The organism is Actinacidiphila sp. bgisy144, from assembly GCF_057708105.1.
On the sequence record NZ_JBYIRM010000031.1, the window covers coordinates 32,983 to 51,659 of the forward strand.

Sequence of the window (18,677 nt, forward strand, 5' to 3'; positions counted from 1 at the left end):
CGGCGGTACGGCGAAGGCCGTGCCGCCGCTGCTCGGCGAGGCGTTGCCGGACGGCCCGGTGGGCGGCGGGCCGGCGCCCGGCGGACGGCAGTTCTGGCACCGGCTGCGCACCGAGCGCGCCGCCCTGGCCGGCGGCGCCGTCGTGGTGCTGCTGATCGTGGTGGCCATCGCCGCCCCGCTGCTGGCCGCGGCCGAGGGCCAGGACACCACCAGCTACCACGCGGCGCTGCTGGACTCCCGGGCCGGCGCGGTCCCGCTCGGCCACTTCGGCGGCGTCAGCGGCACCCACTGGCTCGGCGTCGAACCCGGCACCGGCCGCGACCTGTTCGCCCGGCTCGTCTACGGCGCCCGCACCTCGCTGGCGGTGGCGTTCGGCGCCACGCTGCTCCAGGTCGTCCTCGGCACCGCCTTCGGACTGGCCGCGGGCCTGGGCAGCCGGGCCGTCGACGGGCTGCTGAGCCGGATCACCGACATCTTCGTCACGATGCCCGCGCTGGTCTTCTCCATCGCACTGCTCGCGGTGGTCCCCGGCAGCTTCCCGCGGCCGGTGCTGCTGGCCCTGGTGCTCGGCCTGCTCGCCTGGGGCGGGGTGGCCAAGATCGTCCGCGCGCAGGTGCTCACCCAGAAGTCCCTGGACTACGTCGCCGCGTCCCGGCTGGCCGGCTCCAGCGGCTGGCGCACCGCCCGCCGCGAGCTGCTGCCCGCGCTGGTCGCGCCGGTGCTCACCTACGCGGCGATCCTGCTGCCGAGCAACATCGTCTCCGAGGCGGGGCTGTCCTTCCTCGGCATCGGCGTCAACCCGCCCACCGCGTCCTGGGGCCAGATGCTCTCCTCCGCCGCGACCTGGTACCAGGCCGACTCCGCGTACGTCCTGCTGCCCGCGCTGCTGCTGCTCGTCACGGTGCTCGCCTTCACGGTGTTCGCCGAGGGCATCCGGGTGGCGCTCGACCCGCGCTCGCGCAGCCGGCTGCGGATCGGCACCCGCAAGGGGGCCGCGTCGTGATCCGCTTCGCCGGGCGGCGCCTGCTCCAGGCGGCCGCCGTGCTGCTGGTGCTGGCCGCCGTGCTCTACGCCGTCTTCTACCTCGCCCCGGGCGACGCCGCCCAACTCGCCTGCGGGCCGCGCTGCTCCACCGCGCAGGTCGCCCAGGTCCGCGACCAGATGGGCCTGAACGACGCGGTGTACGTGCAGTTCTGGCACTTCCTGCAAGGCGTCTTCGCCGGGCACGACTACAGCTCCGGCAACGGTACGGTGCACTGCCCGGCGCCCTGCCTGGGCCAGTCCTACCGCACCGGCGACCTCGTCACCCATGTCATCGCCGAGAAGCTGCCCGCGACCGCGTCGCTGGCGCTCGGCGCCATGGTGATGTGGCTGGTGATCGGGGTCGGCACCGGCCTGGTCTCGGCGCTGCGCCGCGGCACCCTCGTCGAGCGGCTGCTGACCGGCTTCACGCTGGTCGGCACCGCCACCCCGGTGTTCATCACCGGCATCCTGCTGCTCCTGGTCTGCTGCTCGTGGCTGCGCTGGCTGCCGTACCCGACGTATGTGCCGCTCACCTCCGACCCCGAGCAGTGGGCGTGGAACCTGCTGCTGCCGTGGCTGGCGCTCGCCCTGGTGGAGGCCGCCAAGTACGCCCGGCTGACCCGCAGTTCGCTGCTGGAGACGCTGGCGGAGGACCACATCAGGACCTTCCGCGCGTACGGCGTTTCCGAGGGCGCGCTCGTCCGGCGGCACGCGCTGCGCGGGGCGCTCGCCTCGGTGATCGCGCTGTCCGCGCTGGACCTGGGCACGATGTTCGGCGGCGCGCTGCTCACCGAGACGCTCTTCGGCATCCCCGGGATCGGCCAGCAGCTGGTGCAGTCCGTGCAGTTGAAGGACCTGCCCGTGGTGGTGGGGATCGTCCTGGTGATGGGCCTGGCGGTGGTGGTCGCGAACGCGGTCGCCGACGTGCTGTACGCCCTCGCCGACCGAAGGGTGGTGCTGGCGTGACCGCCGACACTCCGCTGTCCGTCACCAAGTCCGCGGCCGCGCCCGGCGCCGCCGCGGCCGGACCGGCCGGCGAGCCGCTGGTCGAGGTCGCGGACCTGCGCATCGACTTCCCCACCGAGACCGGCACGGTACGGGCCGTCGACGGGATCGGCTTCACGCTGCGGCCCGGCGAGGCGCTGGGCCTGGTCGGCGAGTCCGGCTCGGGCAAGTCCGCCACCGCGTACGCGCTGCTGGGGCTGCACCGCGGCACCGGCGCCGAGGTGAGCGGCACGGTACGGGTGGCCGGCACCGATGTGCTCACCGCGCCCGAGGCCGAGCTGCGGCGACTGCGCGGCGGCGTCGCGGCGGTCGTCTTCCAGGACCCGCTGAGCGCGCTCGACCCCTACCTCGCGGTCGGCGACCAGATCGCCGAGGTCTACCGGGTGCACCGCCGGGTCTCCCGCGCCGCGGCCCGGGCCCGGGCGGTCGAGGTGCTGGACCGGGTCGGCATCCCCACCGCGGCCCGCCGGGCCCGGTCCCGGCCGCACGAGTTCAGCGGCGGCATGCGGCAGCGGACCCTGATCGCCATGGCGCTGGCCTGCGAACCGCGGCTGATCGTCGCCGACGAGCCGACCACCGCGCTCGACGTCACCGTGCAGGCGCAGGTGCTCGACCTGCTGCACGAACTGCGGACCGAGTCGGGCCTGGCGCTGCTGATGGTCACCCACGACCTCGGGGTGGCCGCGGGCACGGTGGACCGGCTGCTGGTCCTCCAGCACGGCGCCGCCGTGGAGTCCGGTGCGATCGCCGAGGTGCTGGCGCGGCCGGAACACGCCTACACCCGGGCGCTGCTGGCCGCGGTGCCCCGGATCGAGCCGGCGGCGGCTCCGCCGGAGGAGGAGACGGCGGAGGAAGCGGGAGAGCCCGAGCCCGAGTCCGAGCCCGCGCCCCGGTCCGATCCCGCACCCGCACCCGCGTCCGCCCCGGCGGCCGGCGGCGGCTCGTCCGGCGAGGTGCTGCTCGAAGCGGTCGGGCTGCGCAAGGAGTTCGGGCGCGGCCAGGGCCGGTTCGCGGCGGTGGACGGCGTGGACCTGGTGGTGCACGCCGGTGAGACGCTGGGCGTCGTCGGGGAGAGCGGCAGCGGCAAGACCACGCTCGGCCGGATGCTGGTGCGGCTGCTCGACCCCACCGAGGGCGAGGTCCGCTACCGCGGCAAGGACATCGCCCGGCTCGGCGACCGCCAACTGCGGCCGTTGCGCCGTGAGTTGCAGATGGTCTTCCAGGACCCGGTCTCCTCGCTGAACCCGCGGCGCAGCATCGGCGAGTCCATCGCCGACCCGCTGCGGGCGGCCGGCGACCTGACCGATCGCCAGATCGCCTCCCGGGTGGGCGAGTTGCTGGAGCGGGTCGGCCTCGAAGCGTCCTGGTACCACCGCTACCCGCACGAGTTCAGCGGTGGCCAGCGCCAACGCGTCGGTATCGCCCGCGCGTTGGCACCCCAGCCGCGGCTGGTCGTCTGCGACGAGCCCGTCTCCGCCCTGGACGTCAGCACCCAGGCCCAGGTCGTCGCCCTGCTCGGCGAGCTCCAGCGGGACCTGGGGCTTGCGCTGGTCTTCGTCGCCCACGACCTCGCGGTGGTCCGCCAGGTCAGCGACCGGGTCGCCGTCATGCAGTCGGGCCGGGTCGTCGAGGAGGGCTCGGCCGACGAGGTCTACGCCAGTCCGCGCGACCCGTACACAAGGCGCCTGCTGGCCGCCGTCCCCGTCCTCGACCCCGCCGAGTCCCACGCCCGCCGCACCGCGCGCCGCCGCGCGGAGCCGTCCCACCCGTAGTCCCCGTCACCGGGGCACCACGCGTGCCCTGGTCACGGCGGGCCCCGGGCGACCAGGGGGTATCCACTCGCCCCACGCCCACCAATTGGTCTGGACCTATTGATAACAGCGGGGGGCGCCCGGCAGGCTTGGTTCCGCGCGCGCCGCACCCCCGCACCACACCTCTGGCCCCATGGCAGGCGATTCCGCCTGCCCGCGAAGGAGTTGTGATCCCCATGCGCTCGAAGGTCCTGGCCCGCGCGGCCACCGTCGCGGCCACCGCGATCCTCGGTCTCGGCATCGCCACCACGGCGGCGCAGGCGTCCCCGCCGCCCGGCAGCGGCTTCATGTTCCTCGGCTACTTCCCGACGTACGACAGCTGCGTCGCGCAGGCCCAGGCCGACGCACCCGTCCACGGCCCGGTCTACATCTGCGAGTACGGCACCAACGGCCTCTACCTGCTCTGGATGCACTGACCCCTGAGCTGATCCGGCACTGAACCGGCACCCAACCCGCGCCGGCGGGGTGCGGGCCCCATCGCCCGCACCCCGGAACGTCAGCCGTAGCGTGCGGCGTTCGCGCGGAGGCGGGCCGCCTCCGCGCGGACCCAGGGCAGGGCGTCGTAGAGGGCCTGGCCCGGGCAGTCGGTCTGGTAGACGTCGCGGTGCCCGGAGATCGTGTTCACCTCGGCGGCGGTGCCCTTCGGGTACCGGCTCGCGTTGTTGCTGGAGACCAGCCGCACCTTGCCCAGCGGGCTGATCCCCGGGTCGAGCTTCCAGGCGGCTATCTCGGCTATCGCCTCCAGCATCGGGCGCGGCACCTGCTGCCCGGCGCCGAAGTTGCCCAGGGCCGCTATCCCGACGGTGTCGTTGTTGAAGCCCTCGGTGTGCGAGCCGCGCACGTCGCGGTCCACGCTCCCGGCCCGGCCCTCGTAGATGCCGCCGCACCGGTCGACGACGAAGTTGTAGCCCAGGTCGTTCCAGCCCAGCGCGATGTGCCGCTGCTCCAGGGCGAGCAGCATCCCCGGCACGTCCTTCTTGCAGTCGTACGTGTTGGGGTTGTCCGTGTGGTGCACGAAGACCGCCTTCACCGCCTTGTCGTAGACCAGCCCGGGCCGTACGTCCTTCTCGTCCGCGTGCCAGGCCGCCCGCAGCACCACGTCCGGCCGCAGCGACGCCGGGCGGATCGCGGCAGCGCCCTGCCGGGGTCCGTTCGCCCGGTGCTGCGGCGCCGAGCAGGTCATGAGGAGGGCCAGGGCCGGCAGGTACCACGCCAGCTTGGGCCGGTGCAGCCGCATGACGTCCAGCCTCGGCCGAACCGGCCGCACCGGACATCCGAGGAGGTCGTTCGGGTGAACGCCGGGCCCGAAGGCGCCGCCCGCCCGGCGCGCCTCACCGCGGCCGCGCCCGTACGGGGTAGGGGCTCAGCGGCGCGGCGCGTCCTGCGGGGCGTCCCCCGCCCCGGCCGGCCGGGCCCGCGCGCCCGCCACCGCGGTGCTCGCCCGCCGCGCCCCGGTCGTGGCGAACGCCGAGTACCGCGGCACCCACCGCAGCAGCGCCCCCGCCGCCGCGACGCCCACCGCGCCCATCACCGAGATCCCGGCCGCCAGGCTGCCGAGCGAGGCGGCCGCCGACACGACCAGCGGCCCGCCCGCGCTGCCGGAGTCCGCGCACAGCCGCCACACCCCGAGGAACTGCGAGCGGGTGGCCGCGGGCGCCACGTCGGCGCCGAGCGTCATCAGCACACCGCTGCCGATGCCGTTGCCGAAGCCGATCAGCATCGCCGCCACCGTCAGCTCGGTGAGCGTGTGGGTCAGCGGCAGCACCGCCTGCGAGGCGCCGAGCACCAGCATGGAGGGCACCGCGATCCACAGCCGGCCGGCGCGGTCCATCACCTGGCCGGAGGGGTAGAAGGTCAGCGTGTCGACCAGCCCGGCGATGCCGAACACGACGCTGGTCGACGACGCGCTCAGCCCCAGGTGCTCCGACCACAGCGGCAGCACCGTCTGCCGGGTGGCCCGGACCGAGCCGACCAGCAGCACCGCGAGGCCCAGGGTGAGGAAGACCTTCCGGTGCTCGCGCAGCACCGCCCGGACCGGTACGGGCTTCGCGCCGCCGCGCACCACGGGCTCGGCGACGTCGGGCACCGCGACCAGGACGACGACGGTGATCGCGGTGCACACCAGCGCCAGCCAGTACACGTCGTGCACCGGGCGGCCGCCGCTGAGCACGGCCGCGCCCAGGAACGGCCCGGCGAAGGCGCCCACCCGCGACATCCCGCCGAGCGTCGACAGCGCGCGGGCCCGCAGGTGCTCGGGCACCGCCTCGGTCAGGTAGGACTGCCGGGCGAGCATGACCACGGCGTTGGACGCGCCGGTCACGGTGACCGCGAGCGCGAGCTCCCAGACGGTGCGGGCCAGCGCGCACCCGCACAGGGTGACCGAGGTGACGGCCGAGGCGACCAGCATCGCTTTGCGGTCGCCCAGCCGCGCGGCCAGCGCCCCGGCCGGCACGTCGCCGAGGATCTGCCCGACGCCCAGCAGCGCCAGCACCAGCCCGGCGGCGCCGACGCCCGCGCCGAGTGCGCGGCCGCTGAGCGCCAGGACGGGGGCGAGCGCGCCCATGCCGGTCTCGAAGACCAGCACCGGCAGGAACACCGCGGGGATCAGGCGGCCCAGCGACACCGGCTGCGCGCTCACCTGCTGATCCCCACCCTCGTGCCGACGTACGTCCGAAAAGCCGGGGCGTGGCCCGAGGTGCGGGCGCGGCCCGTACCTCATTCAACAACAGCACCTTCCGGCGCGGCCAGGGGGGCCTGGCCGCGCCGGGCGGGAACCGGCGGGCGGGAACCGGCAGGCAGGGGTCAGCGGGCGGGCATCGACCCCGCGGGGCTCAGTCGTCCATCCACGGCCCGAGCTTGTGCGGGTTGCGCACCGCCCACACATGGGTGACCCGGTCCTCGGCGATGTCGAACGCCAGCACCGCCAGGGCCGCGCCGTCCTGGCGCAGCACCAGCCCGGGCCGGCCGTTGACGGTCTCCTCCAGGATCTGCACGCCCGCGCCGCCGCGGCGCGCGATGGCGACGAAGTAGCGGGCGATCGGGGTGCTGCCGTGCAGCGGGTGGGGCAGGGCCGAGACGATGCCGCCGCCGTCGCCGACCGCGGTGGCGTCCGGGTCGAGCAGGCCGATCATGGCGTTGACGTCGAGGTCCTCCCACGCCTGCTTGAACTCCCGGACGATCCGGGTGTGCCGGTCGGTCGGCGGCTGGGCGCCGCGCTCCGCGCGGACCCGGCGGCGGGCGGACGTGGCGAGCTGGCGGCAGGCGGCGGGGGTGCGCCCGACGATCTCGGCGACCTCGGGGAAGGGGTAGCGGAACACGTCGTGCAGGATGAACGCCACCCGCTCGGCCGGGGTCATCGCCTCCAGCAGCACCAGGAACGCCATGGACAGCGACTCGTCGAGGGTGACGCGGTCGGCCGGGTCGACCTCGGCGCCGCCGGACCAGCCGCTGATCAGCTCCGCGCTGCCGGGCACCGGCTCGGGAATCCACTCGCCGACGTAGCGCTCGCGCCGGGCCCGCGCCGAGCGGAGCTGGTCCAGGCAGATCCGGCCGGCGACCTTCGTCAGCCAGGCGCCGACGTTCTCGATCGCGTCCTGCTGCCGCGGCGGCAGCGCGTACCAGCGGGCGTACGTCTCCTGGACGACGTCCTCGGCGTCCGCGAGTGAGCCCAGCAGCCGGTAGGCGACGCCGATGAGCCGCCGCCGCTCGCGCATGGCCTCGTCGAGCGCCGCGTCGCCGCCGCCCTGTCCGGGTTCGGTGCTCATGCTTCCCCGACCTTTCTGTCCGTGTCCGCCGCCGCCCGCGTCGTCCGCGCGCACCCGTACGACGCGGCAGCGGCCCGGAGTGTGAGGTCCGGGGCGGCGGCTCACAGGCGGCGGGGCCGCGCCGTCGGGTGGGCGGAAGCACACCGAATCACACCGGGAGCCTTTGATGAGCGTGTTGTTGTGGGTGGTGCAGGCGGTGCTCGCCGCCGCGTTCGCCGCGTCCGGGCCGGCGAAGACGACGCAGTCTCGGGAGTGGCTGGTCGCCCCGGGAGCCGGCCGCGGTGGCCGTGAACGCCGTCGTCCTGCTGCTGGGCGGGCTCGTCGCCTGGGGGCGGTGCGGTCCCTACGGCTGGTGACCGGCCGCCGACGAGGCCCTCACCTCGTACGACAGGCCGTCCGCACCCTCACTGGGGAACGCGGGGGCAATCGGCAGTGGAATAACGGGCAACTTCCAGGTGGACGATCGGACCATCGGACAGGCCGTCAGGAGCCCGCCGACCGGCGGGCTCCTGCGTGCGGAGCTGTTCGCGGTACGCGCGGGCGATGGCGATCAGCTCGTCCAGCGACTCCCGGGTGCGCACGAGTTCGTCGATGTGGGCCGAGAGCCGGTCGCGCTCCTGCGCCATCCGCTCCAAGGCGGCGTCGGAGTTCTCGGCGCTGGGCGCGTCGACGCAGGGCATCAGCTCCAGGATGGTGCGGCTGGACAGCCCGCCGGCGTACAGCCGCTGGATGAAGACGACCCGTTCGACGTCGGCGTCCGTGTAGTGCCGGTGGCCGCCTGAGCTGCGGGTACTGACCAGCAGTCCCTGCTCCTCGTAGTAGCGCACCGACCGGACGCTGACGCCCGCCTTGGCCGCGAGTTCCCCGATCCGCATCCGCCCGTCCTTCCCGCGTTCTCCATGGGCGTTCTCCATGGGCCCGGTGCGCGCCCGTGTGGGCTGCGCAACAACAACTTGCATCTGACGTCAGTGTCAGGTTCTAGCGTAGACCACGGGCCCGAGGGACGGGCCCGCGGACCGAAGGAGCCCGACGTGACGACCCTCTTCAGCAGCTATCGGCTCGGCGCGCTGACGCTGCCCAACCGCGTGGTGATGGCCCCGATGACCAGGGTGCGGGCCGGGGCGGGCGGGCTGGCCACCCCGTCGATGGCCGCCTACTACGCCCAGCGGGCCACGGCCGGCCTGATCGTGACCGAGGGCGTGCAGCCGAACGCCGTCGGGCAGTCCAACCCGGGCACGCCCGGCCTGCACACCGACGCGCAGACGGACTCCTGGCGGCAGGTGACCGACGCGGTGCACACCAACGGCGGCCGGATCTTCGCGCAGCTCATGCACGGCGGGCGCGTCTCGCACCCCGACACCATCGGCACGGTGCCGGTCGGCCCGTCGGCCGTCGCCGCGGCCGGCGACGTGTTCACCCCGACCGGCCCGCAGCCCGCGCCGGTGCCGCGGGCCCTGGAGACCGCCGAGGTGCCCGAACAGGCCCGTTCCTACGCCGAAGCGGCCCGCCGCGCGGTGGAAGCGGGCTTCGACGGGGTCGAACTCCATGGCGCGAACGGGTACTTGATCTCCCAGTTCCTCTCCTCCAACGCCAACCTGCGCACCGACCGGTACGGCGGCCCGGTCGCGCACCGCATCCGCTTCGCGGTGGAGGCCGCGGCCGCGACCGTCGACGCGGTCGGCGGCGACCGGACCGGTATCCGGCTCTCGCCCGGCGCCGACTTCTGGGGTGTGCACGACACCGACGTCACCGAGCTGTACACGCAGTTGCTCACCGAACTGGCCCGGGTCGGGGTGGGCTATGTGCACCTGGAGGCCACCTCCGACGACGAGGTGCTGCTCGCGCTGCGCCGGGCCTGGGCCGGGCCGCTCGTGATGAACCCGGTGCTGCCGATGGGCCCGCGGCAGACCGGCCGCAAGGACGCCGACCGCTGGCTGGACCTGGGCGCCGACCTGATCAGTTTCGGCCGGGCCTTCCTCACCAACCCCGATCTGGTCGAGCGGCTGCGCGCCCGGTTGCCGCTCACCGAGGTCGACGAGTCCGCCTACTACCAGGGCGGCGACGAGGGCTACCTCACCTACACCTCCCACCGGTACACCGCCTGACGCCCTCGAAGGGCAGCGCCGCAGGCCCGCCCGTCCCCGGCCCCCGTTCCCGCAGCCGTCCCCCGGCCGCCGCCCGCCGCCGTCCGCGGCCGCCCGCGGCGCCCGGGGGGCGGCTCCGGCGCGTCCGCGGCAACACCGCGCGCATCACCCGCACTTCACGCCACGGTGATTCTGCTCTCACTTCGACGTGGCCCCAGGGACCTACGATCACGAGCGCAAACCTCATCCGACCGATCGGATTCAGCCATTGTCGAACGGCCAACCGGGCACGCCGCCGGGCCGATCCGGGCAGCACGGCGCCCCTCCGCCGGGTCGGAGGATGACCCAACTGCCGCCCAGGACCGGCCGAGTGACGGGCCCGGAAGGTCCCCAGGGGCAACCCGCACCGGGTGGAACGGGCAACCGCGCGGCCCGGGCCGCCCGCGGAGCGGCTGGCCGGATACGGCATCGGGGCGGAACCCTGAAACGGTTCACCTCGATCATGTCGGATGTGTGCACGGGGCGGCCGAGGGCGAGCACGGGTTGGTAGGGGTTTACATGGCGGAGCATGATGGCGCAGGCAACAGCAAGCACAGGAGTGCGCAACTCCACCCTCCGCGCGGGCGAAAGGACTGAGTCCGTGGTTCTCACCACGCCCCCCGAACTGTCGGGCACCATCACCAGGATTCCCGTCACGGTCCACGCTCCCGACCCGATCTCGCTGGCCGGTGTCACCAGCCAGCTCAGCCAGCGGCCGGAGATCCGGCTGGTCGACGAGGAGAGCCGGCAGCCGGGCACCGTCGCGGTGCTGCTCGCCGTCGCCCTCGACGAGAGCACCCTGTCCCGGCTGCGCCAACTGGTGCGCACCGACGGCGTACGCGCGGTGCTGGTCGCCAACCTGATCCGCGAGGCCGAACTGCTCCAGGTGATCGACTGCGGGGTGGGCGCCATAGTCTGGCGGCATGAAGCCACCGGGCAGCGCATCCTCCAGGCCGTGCTGGCCGCCTCGCGCGGCGACGGCGACCTGCCCTCCGACCTGCTCGGCCGGCTGATGACGCAGGTCGGCATCATGCACCGCAACGCCAAGCACCTGCCCGGCGATCCGGCGTCGGGGCTCACCCCGCGCGAGGTCGACGTGCTGCGGCTGGTCGCCGAAGGCATGGAGACCGGGGAGATCGCGGGCAAGCTGTCGTACTCGGAGCGGACCGTCAAGAACGTGATGCACAGCCTCACCACCCGGCTGCGGCTGCGCAACCGCGCCCACGCCGTGGCGTACGCGCTGCGCGAGGGCTACATCTGACGGCCACCGGCCGGCCCGACCGGGCCGGCCGCACCGAGCGTTGACCAACCAGCGGGCACAGCGAAGGGCGCGACCGTGATACACGAGGTGGACGAAGTCCTCAAGGGGCTGCTGACCGGGGGCGCCCTGGCCGGCACCGGCGTCGACATCGCCTTCGAGGCGCCGACCAAGGACTGGGCCGCCCGGCGCAACGCGCCGACCATCGACGTCTACCTGTACGACATCCGCGAGGACATCCACCGGCGTGAGCGGGGCGCCATCGCCGTCCACGACGACCAGGGCATCGTGGTGCGCAGGCGCCAACCGCCGCGCTGGTACCGGCTGTCGTACCTGGTCACCGCCTGGACCAAGCAGCCGCAGGACGAACACCGCCTGCTGTCGGCCGTCCTGGCCACGCTGCTGCCCCGCGAGGTGCTGCCGCCCGAGGAGCTGACCGGCGCGCTGGCCGCGCTCGGCCTGACCATCCCGCTGACCGTCGCCGGCCAGCAGACCGACTCCCGCTCGTTCGCCGAGATCTGGTCGGCACTCGGCGGCGAGCTGAAGCCGTCCCTGGACGTCACCGTCACCGCCCCCTTCCCGGCCTTCCCCGAGTACGACGCCGGGCCGCCGGTCACCGAGGGCGCGGGCGTGCGGGTGCGCGGCACCGACGGAACCCTCGAGGGCTCCGCCGAGCGCTACCACCGGCCGCACCACGTCGCCGAGCGGAAGCAGGCGGCCCGCGACGCCGCCCGCGGGGTGCGGCGGGACAGCGCGGAATGACCACCGCGACGGCCGCCGGCGCGGCCACCGCCGCCACCGGGCCCGGCACCGAACCCGGCACCGCGCTCGGGCCCGACGACGCCCTCATCGGCCGGCTCGGCGCGCTGCGCGACCGGGTCGCGCTGCTCGTCGAGCACCGCAGCGCCACCGACCCGACCGCCGCCGATCCGCTGCGCGGGCTGTACCTCACCGACGAGGCGGTCCAGTACCTGCTGCGGCCGGCGGCCGAGGACGCCCGCCCCGGACCGGAGGCCGCGCCCGACGAGGCGGTCGGCGAGGCGCGCGGGGAGGACCGGCTGGTCCGGCTCGCCGCCCGGCTCGGCCTGTCCGGGCTGGACGCGCGCATCCTGCTCGCCGCGCTCGCCCCCGACCTCGACCGCGCCTTCGAACCGCTCTACGGCTACCTCAACGACGACGTCAGCCGCCGCCGGGCCACCGTCGGCCTCGTCCTCGACCTGTGCGGGGTGCCCGCGCACCACGCCGAGGGCCGCGCCCGCTTCCACCCGTCGGCGCCGCTGGCCGCGCTCGGGCTGGTGGTCGTCGAGGAGCCCGAACGCCCCTTCCTCAGCCGGTCGCTGCGGGTCCCGGACCGGGTCGCCGCCCACCTCGTCGGCGACGACACCCCGGACCCCGCGCTCGCCGGGCAGGTCACCGCGCTCGCCCCGGCCGCCGCCGCGTCCACCGCGCCGGACGACCCGCTGGTGGCCCGGCTCGCCGCCCGCCTGGCGGCCGGACCGGCCACCGTCTACCTGCGCGAGCACCGCGAGGGCGAGGGCGTCGCCTGCGCCGCGGCCGCGTTCGGCGCGGCCGGGCTGCCCGCCCTGCACTACACCCCGGCGGCCCTGCCCGGCGGCGGCGGAGCCGACGCCGACCCGACCGGAGACCAGGGCGGCGGGCCCGTCGCCGAGCGCGACCAGATCGCCGCGGCCACTGCCGCGCTCCCCCATCTCCTGCGCGAGGCGCGCCTGCGCGGACACGCGATCCTGGTGGCGCCGGTGCCCGTCCAGCCCGCGGCCGCCGCCGCACTCGTCCGCGCCCTGGCGGTCGGCGACGTCCATGTGGTCATGGCCGGCACCCGCCCGTACGATCCGCAATGGTCGGAACACGACCCGCTCGTCCTCGACGCGCCCCGGCAGCGGGCCGGCGACCTCGCCACCTGGACCGAGGCGCTCGGCGCGGCCGGCGGACCGGCCGACGAAGCCGAGGGGGGCGAAGGGGCCGAAGGCGGCCTCGGGTTCGACCTGGCACCGGTCGTCGCGCCCTACCGGCTCGGCCGCGACCGCATCCGCCGGGTCGCCCAGGTCGCCCAGGACCTGGCCGCCTTCGACGGCACCCCGCTGACCCCCGCGCACCTGCGGCTCGCCGCGCGGCAGCAGTCCGCGTCCGGGCTGGAGCGGCACGCCCGCCGGATCAGGCCCGCCGTCGACTGGGACGACCTGGTGCTCCCCGAAGGCCCGCTCGCGCAGCTGCACGAGCTCGCGCTGCGGGCCCGCCACCGCGACCGGGTGCTCGGCGACTGGCGGCTGAGCGCCGGCGGCGGCCGGGGCCGCGGGGTGCTGGCGCTCTTCGCGGGCGACTCCGGCACCGGCAAGACGCTGTCGGCCGAGGTGGTCTCCGCCGACCTCGGCCTGGACCTCTACGTGGTGCAGCTCTCCTCGATCGTCGACAAGTACGTCGGCGAGACCGAGAAGAACCTGGAGCGCATCTTCACCGAGGCCGACCGGACCGACGCGGTGCTCCTCTTCGACGAGGCCGACTCCATCTTCGGCAAGCGCTCGGAGGTGAAGGACGCGCACGACCGCTACGCCAACATGGAGAGCGCCTACCTGCTCCAGCGGCTGGAGTCCTTCGACGGCATCGCGCTGCTGACCACCAACCTGCGGGCCAACGTCGACGACGCCTTCACCCGGCGGCTCGACCTGGTGGTCGACTTCCCCTTCCCCGACCCCGCGCAGCGCCTGGCGCTGTGGCGGCACAGCCTCTCCCACGTGCCCTGCGCCGACGACATCGAACCGGCCGGTGTGGCCAAGGAGTTCGAGCTGGCGGGCGGCTCGATCCGCAGTGCCGTGGTCACCGCCGCGTACGCGGCGGCCGGCCGCGGCGAACCCGTCGGCACCGACGACCTCATCGCGGGCGCCCAGCGCGAGTACCGCAAGGCCGGCCGGCTGGTCCTGACCGACGACACCACCTGGTAGCCGAACGGCCCGCCCCGGGCGGGGCGGGCCGGCTCAGCGCGCGTGCGATCAGACGGTCAGGCGGATGGCCATGACCATCCCCGACGCGTCGGTGGTGCCGCCGAAGATCCAGTCCTGGTTGGTCTTCGTCGGGTCGTTGCAGGACTTGCCGCCCCAACCGCCGACGTGCAGGTAGGTGTTCTGGCAGATGTCGCCGGTGGAGGCGCCGACCGCGTAGCCGGACAGCAGCAACCCCTTGCCGGTGGTGCCGACGTAGACGTCGACCTTGTCGTCCCCGGACTTCCACGGCATGTTGTTCCAACCGCCGACCTGGCGGAAGGCGTTGGCCGAGCTGCCGCCGACCCCGGAGACGGAGACGTTGATCGCCTCGATGGCGTTGGCGTCTTCGTCGGTGGACCCGGCGGTGACGCCGTCGCAGGACGGCTTGGTCCAGCCCTTGTCGCTGACGTAGACGCGGTAGCAGATGTGCCGGCCGGTCGGGTCGTCCTCGGCGAGCTTCTTCACCGCGGTCGCCGCCGTGGCGGGCTTGGCCTTCTTCTTGGGGGTGCTGCCGCCGCCGCCCGAGGGCGCCGAGGTGGTCGGGGGCGGTGTCGTCGGGTCCGGGGTGACGACCGGTGGCGGCGTGGTCGTCGGCGGCGGGGTGGGCAGCGTGGAGGCGGCGGCCTGCTCCACCTTCGGCTGCGCGAGGCTGGCCACCGGCGGCTTGTAGGCGAACCACAGCGCGACCGCGGCGATGACCAGCCCGATCAGCAGGCCGAGGAAGGTCGCCAGGAACCGCGGCAGCACCCCGCGCTGGACGTAGGTGCCGTCGACCTCGAGCGGGTTGGCGCCGGAGCGCTGGACCGCCAGCCGGAAGGGGCGGTTCTCCTTGCGCCCGAACCAGGTGATCCGGCTCGGCCGCAGCGTGGCCTTCACGAACGCGGCCCGGCCCGGCTCGATCTGGACGTTCGCCGGGTGGATCTCGTACGTGATCTGGTCGCCGTTGTCGGTGCCGACGATCGAGGCGGTCAGCTTGGTGTTCCCGAGGTTGTCCACGGCGAGCTTCGGCCGGCCGCGGAACCGCCCCTTGACGGTGTGCGGCACCAGCTCCGCGCGCACCTCGGTGAAGGGCGTGATGGTGATGTTGCCCTCAGGCACCGAGGTCGCATCGGGGTGCTCGGTGGGCACGACCTGGACGCCGTACGGGTTCGGCCCGGCGATGGCGTCCGGTGTGCGCGGCGGCGCGACGGTGAGCTCGACCGTGTCCACGGTGCCCGGGTACAGCCGCAGCGTCGGCGGCTCGACCGTGATGTACGGGGCGAGGTTGCCGACCGGCAGGAACCGGTACTCGTCCACCACGTCGCCCGTGTTGCGCAACCGCAGCCGCACGATCGTGGAACTGCCGGCGTCGACCGTGGCGGACGGGGGTTCGAGGGAGGTCCAGATGCTCACACCGCGACGCTACGGGGTCCGCCCCCTGCCCGTCAGCAACCCGCGAGGCAGCGCGGTTGTCCGCGCGGGCGGCGCGGTTGCCCGAAGATACGGCCACCGGGCCCCCGTGGCACCCGAGTTGGGCCCCGCGTCGGCGCTCCCGACCGGGTCCGGCAACCCCGCGTCGAGGACGCGCTCGCCTGCCTACGACGAACTCACGGCCATGGCAAGGTCTTTGGGGGCAGACTTGAGGGCAGACCCCATGCGCCCCACGGGCGCCACCCGTCCCCGTGGCACGGCGCACCGGCCCGAGGGGCGCTCCGCGCGGCGCCGGACCCCGGCCCCGCACCTCCCATCAGCGGACACGGCATGACAAGTCGGGCACCACAGGGCGTGCCGAGAGCACCACGTGGCGGCACCGCCGCGTCGGCGCTGCCCTTCGGGGGCAGCGGAACTGCCCCCGGAAAGGCACCGCAGGACGTTTCGCCCGGCGCTCTGGCGAGCGAGGGTGAGAGTCGACCCTTTTCTCGTACCCCGAGGAGAACAGCGCATGCCGTCGTATCTGTCGCCGGGCGTCTACGTGGAGGAAGTGGCCAGCGGCTCCCGTCCGATCGAGGGGGTGGGCACATCGGTTGCCGCCTTCGTCGGCCTGGCGCCCACCGGTCCGCTCAACGAGCCGACCCTGGTGACCAACTGGACGCAGTACGTCGCGTCCTTCGGTGAGTTCACCGACGGCTACTTCCTGGCGCACTCGGTCTACGGCTTCTTCAACAACGGCGGCTCGGCCGCCTACGTCGTCCGTGTGGGCGGCCAGGCCGGCGGTGTGTCGGGTTCCGCCGTGGACGCCGACACCAAGCAGCCCGCGGCCGTCGGCGGCGGTACCGCCCCGGCCGCGCTGACCGCCGGCGAGGAGGCCGCCCTCGGCACCTTCAAGGTCGCCGCGGTCGCGCCCGGTGAGGGCGGCGCGCTCAGCGTCGAGGTCGCCGACGCCGACGGCGAGGGCCCGGCCGAACGCTTCAAGCTGCTGGTCAAGGACGGCGGCAAGACCGTCGAGACCTTCGACGTGACCGCCAAGCGCGGCGGCCGCAACTACGTGGTCACCCAGGTGAAGGAGCGCTCCAAGCTCATCATCGTCACGGAGGCCGCCGCGGCCGGGCAGCTGGCCCGCCCGGAGAACCAGACCGTGGCGCTCGCCGCCCCGGCCGCCGCCCCGGCGGCCCCGGTCGCCCCGGCCGAGGCGACCAACGTCAAGGAGTACCTCGGCGACAGCGCCGACCGCACCGGCTTCGGCGGCCTGGAGGCGGTGGACGAGATCTCGATGGTCGCCGTCCCCGACCTGATGGCGGCCTACCAGCGCGGCGCGATCGACCTGGAGTCCGTCAAGGCGGTCCAGCTCGGTCTGATCGCGCACTGCGAGCTGATGGGCGACCGGCTGGCGATCATCGACCCGCCGCCCGGGCTCAACGCGCGCGAGATCCGCGTCTGGCGCCAGGAGACGTCCAACTACGACTCCAAGTACGCGGCGCTGTACTACCCCTGGATCAAGGTCTTCGACCCGTCCGGTGGCCAGACCCGGCTGATCCCGCCGAGCGGCCACGTGGCCGGCATCTGGGCCCGCAACGACTCCGAGCGCGGTGTGCACAAGGCGCCCGCCAACGAGGTCGTGCGCGGCGCGGTCGACCTGGAGCTGCAGATCACCCGCGGCGAGCAGGACCTGCTCAACCCGCTGGGCATCAACTGCATCCGCTCCTTCCCCGGCCGCGGCATCAGGGTCTGGGGTGCGCGTACCCTGTCCTCCGACCCGGCCTGGCGCTACCTGAACATCCGCCGGTACTTCAACTACCTCGAGGAGTCGATCCTCAACGGCACGCAGTGGGTGGTGTTCGAGCCCAACGACCAGGCACTGTGGGCCCGTATCCGGCGCAACATCTCCGCCTTCCTGGTCACCGAGTGGCGTGGCGGCGCCCTGTTCGGCGGGCAGCCGGACGACGCGTACTACGTGAAGTGCGACGCCGAGACCAACCCGCCGGAGTCGGTCGACCTCGGCCGGGTGATCTGCGAGATCGGCGTCTCCCCGGTGAAGCCGGCCGAGTTCGTGATCTTCCGGCTGGCCCAGTTCTCCAGCGGCGCAGGCGAGTTGGAGGAGTGATCCGACGGCGGCCTGACCGCCCGGACCACCGCGAACAGCAGCAGGACCAGCACGGCATGACGTACGAGCAGCGCGAAGCGAAGGAACAGCGGCGATGAGTCTCCAGCCAGGTGATGCGCTCACCTCACACAACTTCGGCCTCCAGATCGACGGGGTGATGGTCGAGTACCTCCAGGAGGTCAACGGCCTGGACATGACCCAGGACGTCATCGAGTACCAGCAGGTGTCGGCGAACGGCCAGCCGGTCACCAAGAAGATGCCGGGCGTGAAGAAGGCGGGTGAGGCGACCGTCGTGCGCGGCATGACGCAGTCCACCGCGTTCAACGACTGGATCAACGCCTCGGTCCGCGGCGACATGGGCTCGGCCCGCAAGAACGCCAGCATCCTGGTGATGGACTACATGAACAACCCGGTGAAGCGGTACCACCTGCGGCAGGCGTGGTGCAGCAAGGTCTCGGCGAGCACCGTCAAGGCCGGTGAGGCGTCGGCGCTGACCGAGACCGTCACGATCACCTACGAAGAAATGATCATGGAGTAATGCGCCGAGGAACGGCTCCCCGGTCGGGGCCGATGCCCGCCGGCCGCCGAACCCGCGCCCGTACGGCGCCAGTTGCGCACCGAGTTCGCGTTCGAGCTGCCGCGCGGCTACGTGGACGAGGCGGGCACCGTGCACCGCGAGGGGACCATGCGCCTGGCCACCGCCAGGGACGAGCTGATCCCGCTGCGGGACCTGCGGGTGCAGGAGAACCCGGCGTATCTGTCCGTGGTCCTGCTGGGCCGGGTGATCACCCGGCTCGGTACGGTGCCGCACATGCACGACGGCGTGGTGGAGAACATGTTCGCCTCCGACCTCGCCTTCCTCCAGGACTTCTACCGCCAGATCAACGCCGAGGGCCACACCCGCGCCGGCGTGACCTGTCCGCACTGCGAGCAGCCGTTCGAGGTCGAGCTCGGCGGGAGCCGCCTGGGGGAATCGTGACGTACGCGACCGACCGGGTGCACGAGGAGATCGCGTACATCGCCTACCACTTCCACTGGAGCCTGGAGGACATCCTGGACCTCGAACACCGCGACCGCCGCAGGTACGCCGAGCAGATCGCCTCGCTCGTCACGCGTGCCACGGCCGAGCGGTGACCGGGGCGGGGTAACGGCCATGGGAATCCTTGACCGGTGGGCC

The 18,677-nt window shown here is 73.9% G+C and carries 15 protein-coding genes and 2 pseudogenes; 12 read left to right on the forward strand and 5 right to left on the reverse strand.

Annotated features, from left to right (window positions below; all coding sequences use genetic code 11):
- Nucleotides 1-19: 19 nt before the first annotated feature.
- From AC3EVP_RS29025 to AC3EVP_RS29040, 4 genes are all read left to right on the forward strand, one after another.
- Nucleotides 20-1,003: an ABC transporter permease gene (locus AC3EVP_RS29025; protein ID WP_435135012.1), complete on the forward strand. Its 984-nt coding sequence runs from the start codon at nucleotides 20-22 to the stop codon at nucleotides 1,001-1,003.
- A complete protein-coding gene (locus tag AC3EVP_RS29030) occupies nucleotides 1,000-1,989 on the forward strand; it encodes an ABC transporter permease (RefSeq protein ID WP_435134926.1) in 990 nt (329 codons plus the stop codon). Before AC3EVP_RS29025 ends, AC3EVP_RS29030 begins: the two co-directional genes overlap by 4 nt.
- Nucleotides 1,990-2,003: 14 nt before the next feature.
- Nucleotides 2,004-3,800: a dipeptide ABC transporter ATP-binding protein gene (locus AC3EVP_RS29035; protein ID WP_435135015.1), complete on the forward strand. Its 1,797-nt coding sequence runs from the start codon at nucleotides 2,004-2,006 to the stop codon at nucleotides 3,798-3,800.
- 215 nt (nucleotides 3,801-4,015) lie between these two features.
- The gene (locus tag AC3EVP_RS29040; protein WP_335972178.1) at nucleotides 4,016-4,255 is read left to right on the forward strand and encodes a hypothetical protein; all 240 of its coding nucleotides are present in this window, start codon (nucleotides 4,016-4,018) and stop codon (nucleotides 4,253-4,255) included.
- 80 nt (nucleotides 4,256-4,335) lie between these two features.
- Here the strand turns inward: AC3EVP_RS29040 and AC3EVP_RS29045 are convergent, their stop codons facing one another.
- The 4 genes and pseudogenes from AC3EVP_RS29045 to AC3EVP_RS29060 form a co-directional block, all read right to left on the reverse strand.
- Nucleotides 4,336-5,076 (reverse strand): N-acetylmuramoyl-L-alanine amidase, encoded by a 741-nt coding sequence (locus AC3EVP_RS29045; RefSeq protein WP_335972176.1) that lies wholly within the window; start codon nucleotides 5,074-5,076, stop codon nucleotides 4,336-4,338.
- Nucleotides 5,077-5,202: 126 nt separating this feature from the next.
- Complete coding sequence (locus AC3EVP_RS29050) at nucleotides 5,203-6,477, reverse strand: MFS transporter (RefSeq protein ID WP_435134930.1); 1,275 nt, start codon at nucleotides 6,475-6,477, stop codon at nucleotides 5,203-5,205.
- A 193-nt stretch (nucleotides 6,478-6,670) separates the two neighbouring features.
- Nucleotides 6,671-7,603, reverse strand: a complete 933-nt coding sequence (sigJ, locus tag AC3EVP_RS29055) for an RNA polymerase sigma factor SigJ (RefSeq protein ID WP_435134933.1) — start codon at nucleotides 7,601-7,603, stop codon at nucleotides 6,671-6,673.
- A 512-nt stretch (nucleotides 7,604-8,115) separates the two neighbouring features.
- Nucleotides 8,116-8,478 (reverse strand): annotated as a pseudogene (locus AC3EVP_RS29060) (MerR family transcriptional regulator); the annotation flags it as partial.
- Nucleotides 8,479-8,634: 156 nt separating this feature from the next.
- On the opposite strand from AC3EVP_RS29060, the gene AC3EVP_RS29065 reads away from it, so the two are divergent.
- The 4 genes from AC3EVP_RS29065 (at nucleotide 8,635) to AC3EVP_RS29080 (ending at nucleotide 13,941) form a co-directional block, all read left to right on the forward strand.
- Complete coding sequence (locus AC3EVP_RS29065) at nucleotides 8,635-9,708, forward strand: alkene reductase (protein WP_335972169.1); 1,074 nt, start codon at nucleotides 8,635-8,637, stop codon at nucleotides 9,706-9,708.
- Between the two features lie 550 nt (nucleotides 9,709-10,258).
- Nucleotides 10,259-10,987 (forward strand): helix-turn-helix transcriptional regulator, encoded by a 729-nt coding sequence (locus AC3EVP_RS29070; protein WP_435135018.1) that lies wholly within the window; start codon nucleotides 10,259-10,261, stop codon nucleotides 10,985-10,987.
- Nucleotides 10,988-11,062: 75 nt separating this feature from the next.
- Entirely contained in the window at nucleotides 11,063-11,746 is a 684-nt protein-coding gene (locus tag AC3EVP_RS29075; RefSeq protein ID WP_335972164.1) for a Pvc16 family protein, read from the forward strand.
- On the forward strand, nucleotides 11,743-13,941 hold the full coding sequence (locus tag AC3EVP_RS29080) for an ATP-binding protein (RefSeq protein WP_435134937.1): 2,199 nt from the start codon (nucleotides 11,743-11,745) through the stop codon (nucleotides 13,939-13,941). The genes AC3EVP_RS29075 and AC3EVP_RS29080 overlap by 4 nt, the downstream gene beginning before the upstream one ends.
- 48 nt (nucleotides 13,942-13,989) lie before the next feature.
- Here the strand turns inward: AC3EVP_RS29080 and AC3EVP_RS29085 are convergent, their stop codons facing one another.
- Nucleotides 13,990-15,372 carry a COG1470 family protein gene (locus tag AC3EVP_RS29085; protein ID WP_435134940.1) on the reverse strand — a complete coding sequence of 461 codons (1,383 nt, stop codon included), beginning with the start codon at nucleotides 15,370-15,372 and terminating at the stop codon, nucleotides 13,990-13,992.
- Nucleotides 15,373-15,901: 529 nt separating this feature from the next.
- Here AC3EVP_RS29085 and AC3EVP_RS29090 point away from each other — a divergent pair.
- From AC3EVP_RS29090 to AC3EVP_RS29105, 4 genes and pseudogenes are all read left to right on the forward strand, one after another.
- Nucleotides 15,902-17,500, forward strand: a complete 1,599-nt coding sequence (locus tag AC3EVP_RS29090; protein ID WP_435134943.1) for a phage tail sheath family protein — start codon at nucleotides 15,902-15,904, stop codon at nucleotides 17,498-17,500.
- 94 nt (nucleotides 17,501-17,594) lie between these two features.
- Complete coding sequence (locus tag AC3EVP_RS29095; protein ID WP_202234991.1) at nucleotides 17,595-18,038, forward strand: phage tail protein; 444 nt, start codon at nucleotides 17,595-17,597, stop codon at nucleotides 18,036-18,038.
- Between the two features lie 45 nt (nucleotides 18,039-18,083).
- Nucleotides 18,084-18,479, forward strand: a pseudogene (locus AC3EVP_RS29100) (hypothetical protein); the annotation flags it as partial.
- Entirely contained in the window at nucleotides 18,476-18,634 is a 159-nt protein-coding gene (locus AC3EVP_RS29105) for a DUF6760 family protein (protein WP_202234989.1), read from the forward strand. The pseudogene AC3EVP_RS29100 and the gene AC3EVP_RS29105, both read left to right, overlap by 4 nt.
- Nucleotides 18,635-18,677: the final 43 nt, after the last annotated feature.

Bases quoted from the DNA above. Each gene is read 5' to 3' on its own strand.
- AC3EVP_RS29040 (WP_335972178.1), top strand. From the start codon at position 4,016: ATGCGCTCGAAGGTCCTGGCCCGCGCGGCCACCGTCGCGGCCACCGCG.
- AC3EVP_RS29045 (WP_335972176.1), bottom strand. From the start codon at position 5,076: ATGCGGCTGCACCGGCCCAAGCTGGCGTGGTACCTGCCGGCCCTGGCC.
- sigJ (WP_435134933.1), bottom strand. From the start codon at position 7,603: ATGAGCACCGAACCCGGACAGGGCGGCGGCGACGCGGCGCTCGACGAG.
- AC3EVP_RS29070 (WP_435135018.1), top strand. From the start codon at position 10,259: ATGGCGCAGGCAACAGCAAGCACAGGAGTGCGCAACTCCACCCTCCGC.
- AC3EVP_RS29080 (WP_435134937.1), top strand. From the start codon at position 11,743: ATGACCACCGCGACGGCCGCCGGCGCGGCCACCGCCGCCACCGGGCCC.
- AC3EVP_RS29090 (WP_435134943.1), top strand. From the start codon at position 15,902: ATGCCGTCGTATCTGTCGCCGGGCGTCTACGTGGAGGAAGTGGCCAGC.
- AC3EVP_RS29095 (WP_202234991.1), top strand. From the start codon at position 17,595: ATGAGTCTCCAGCCAGGTGATGCGCTCACCTCACACAACTTCGGCCTC.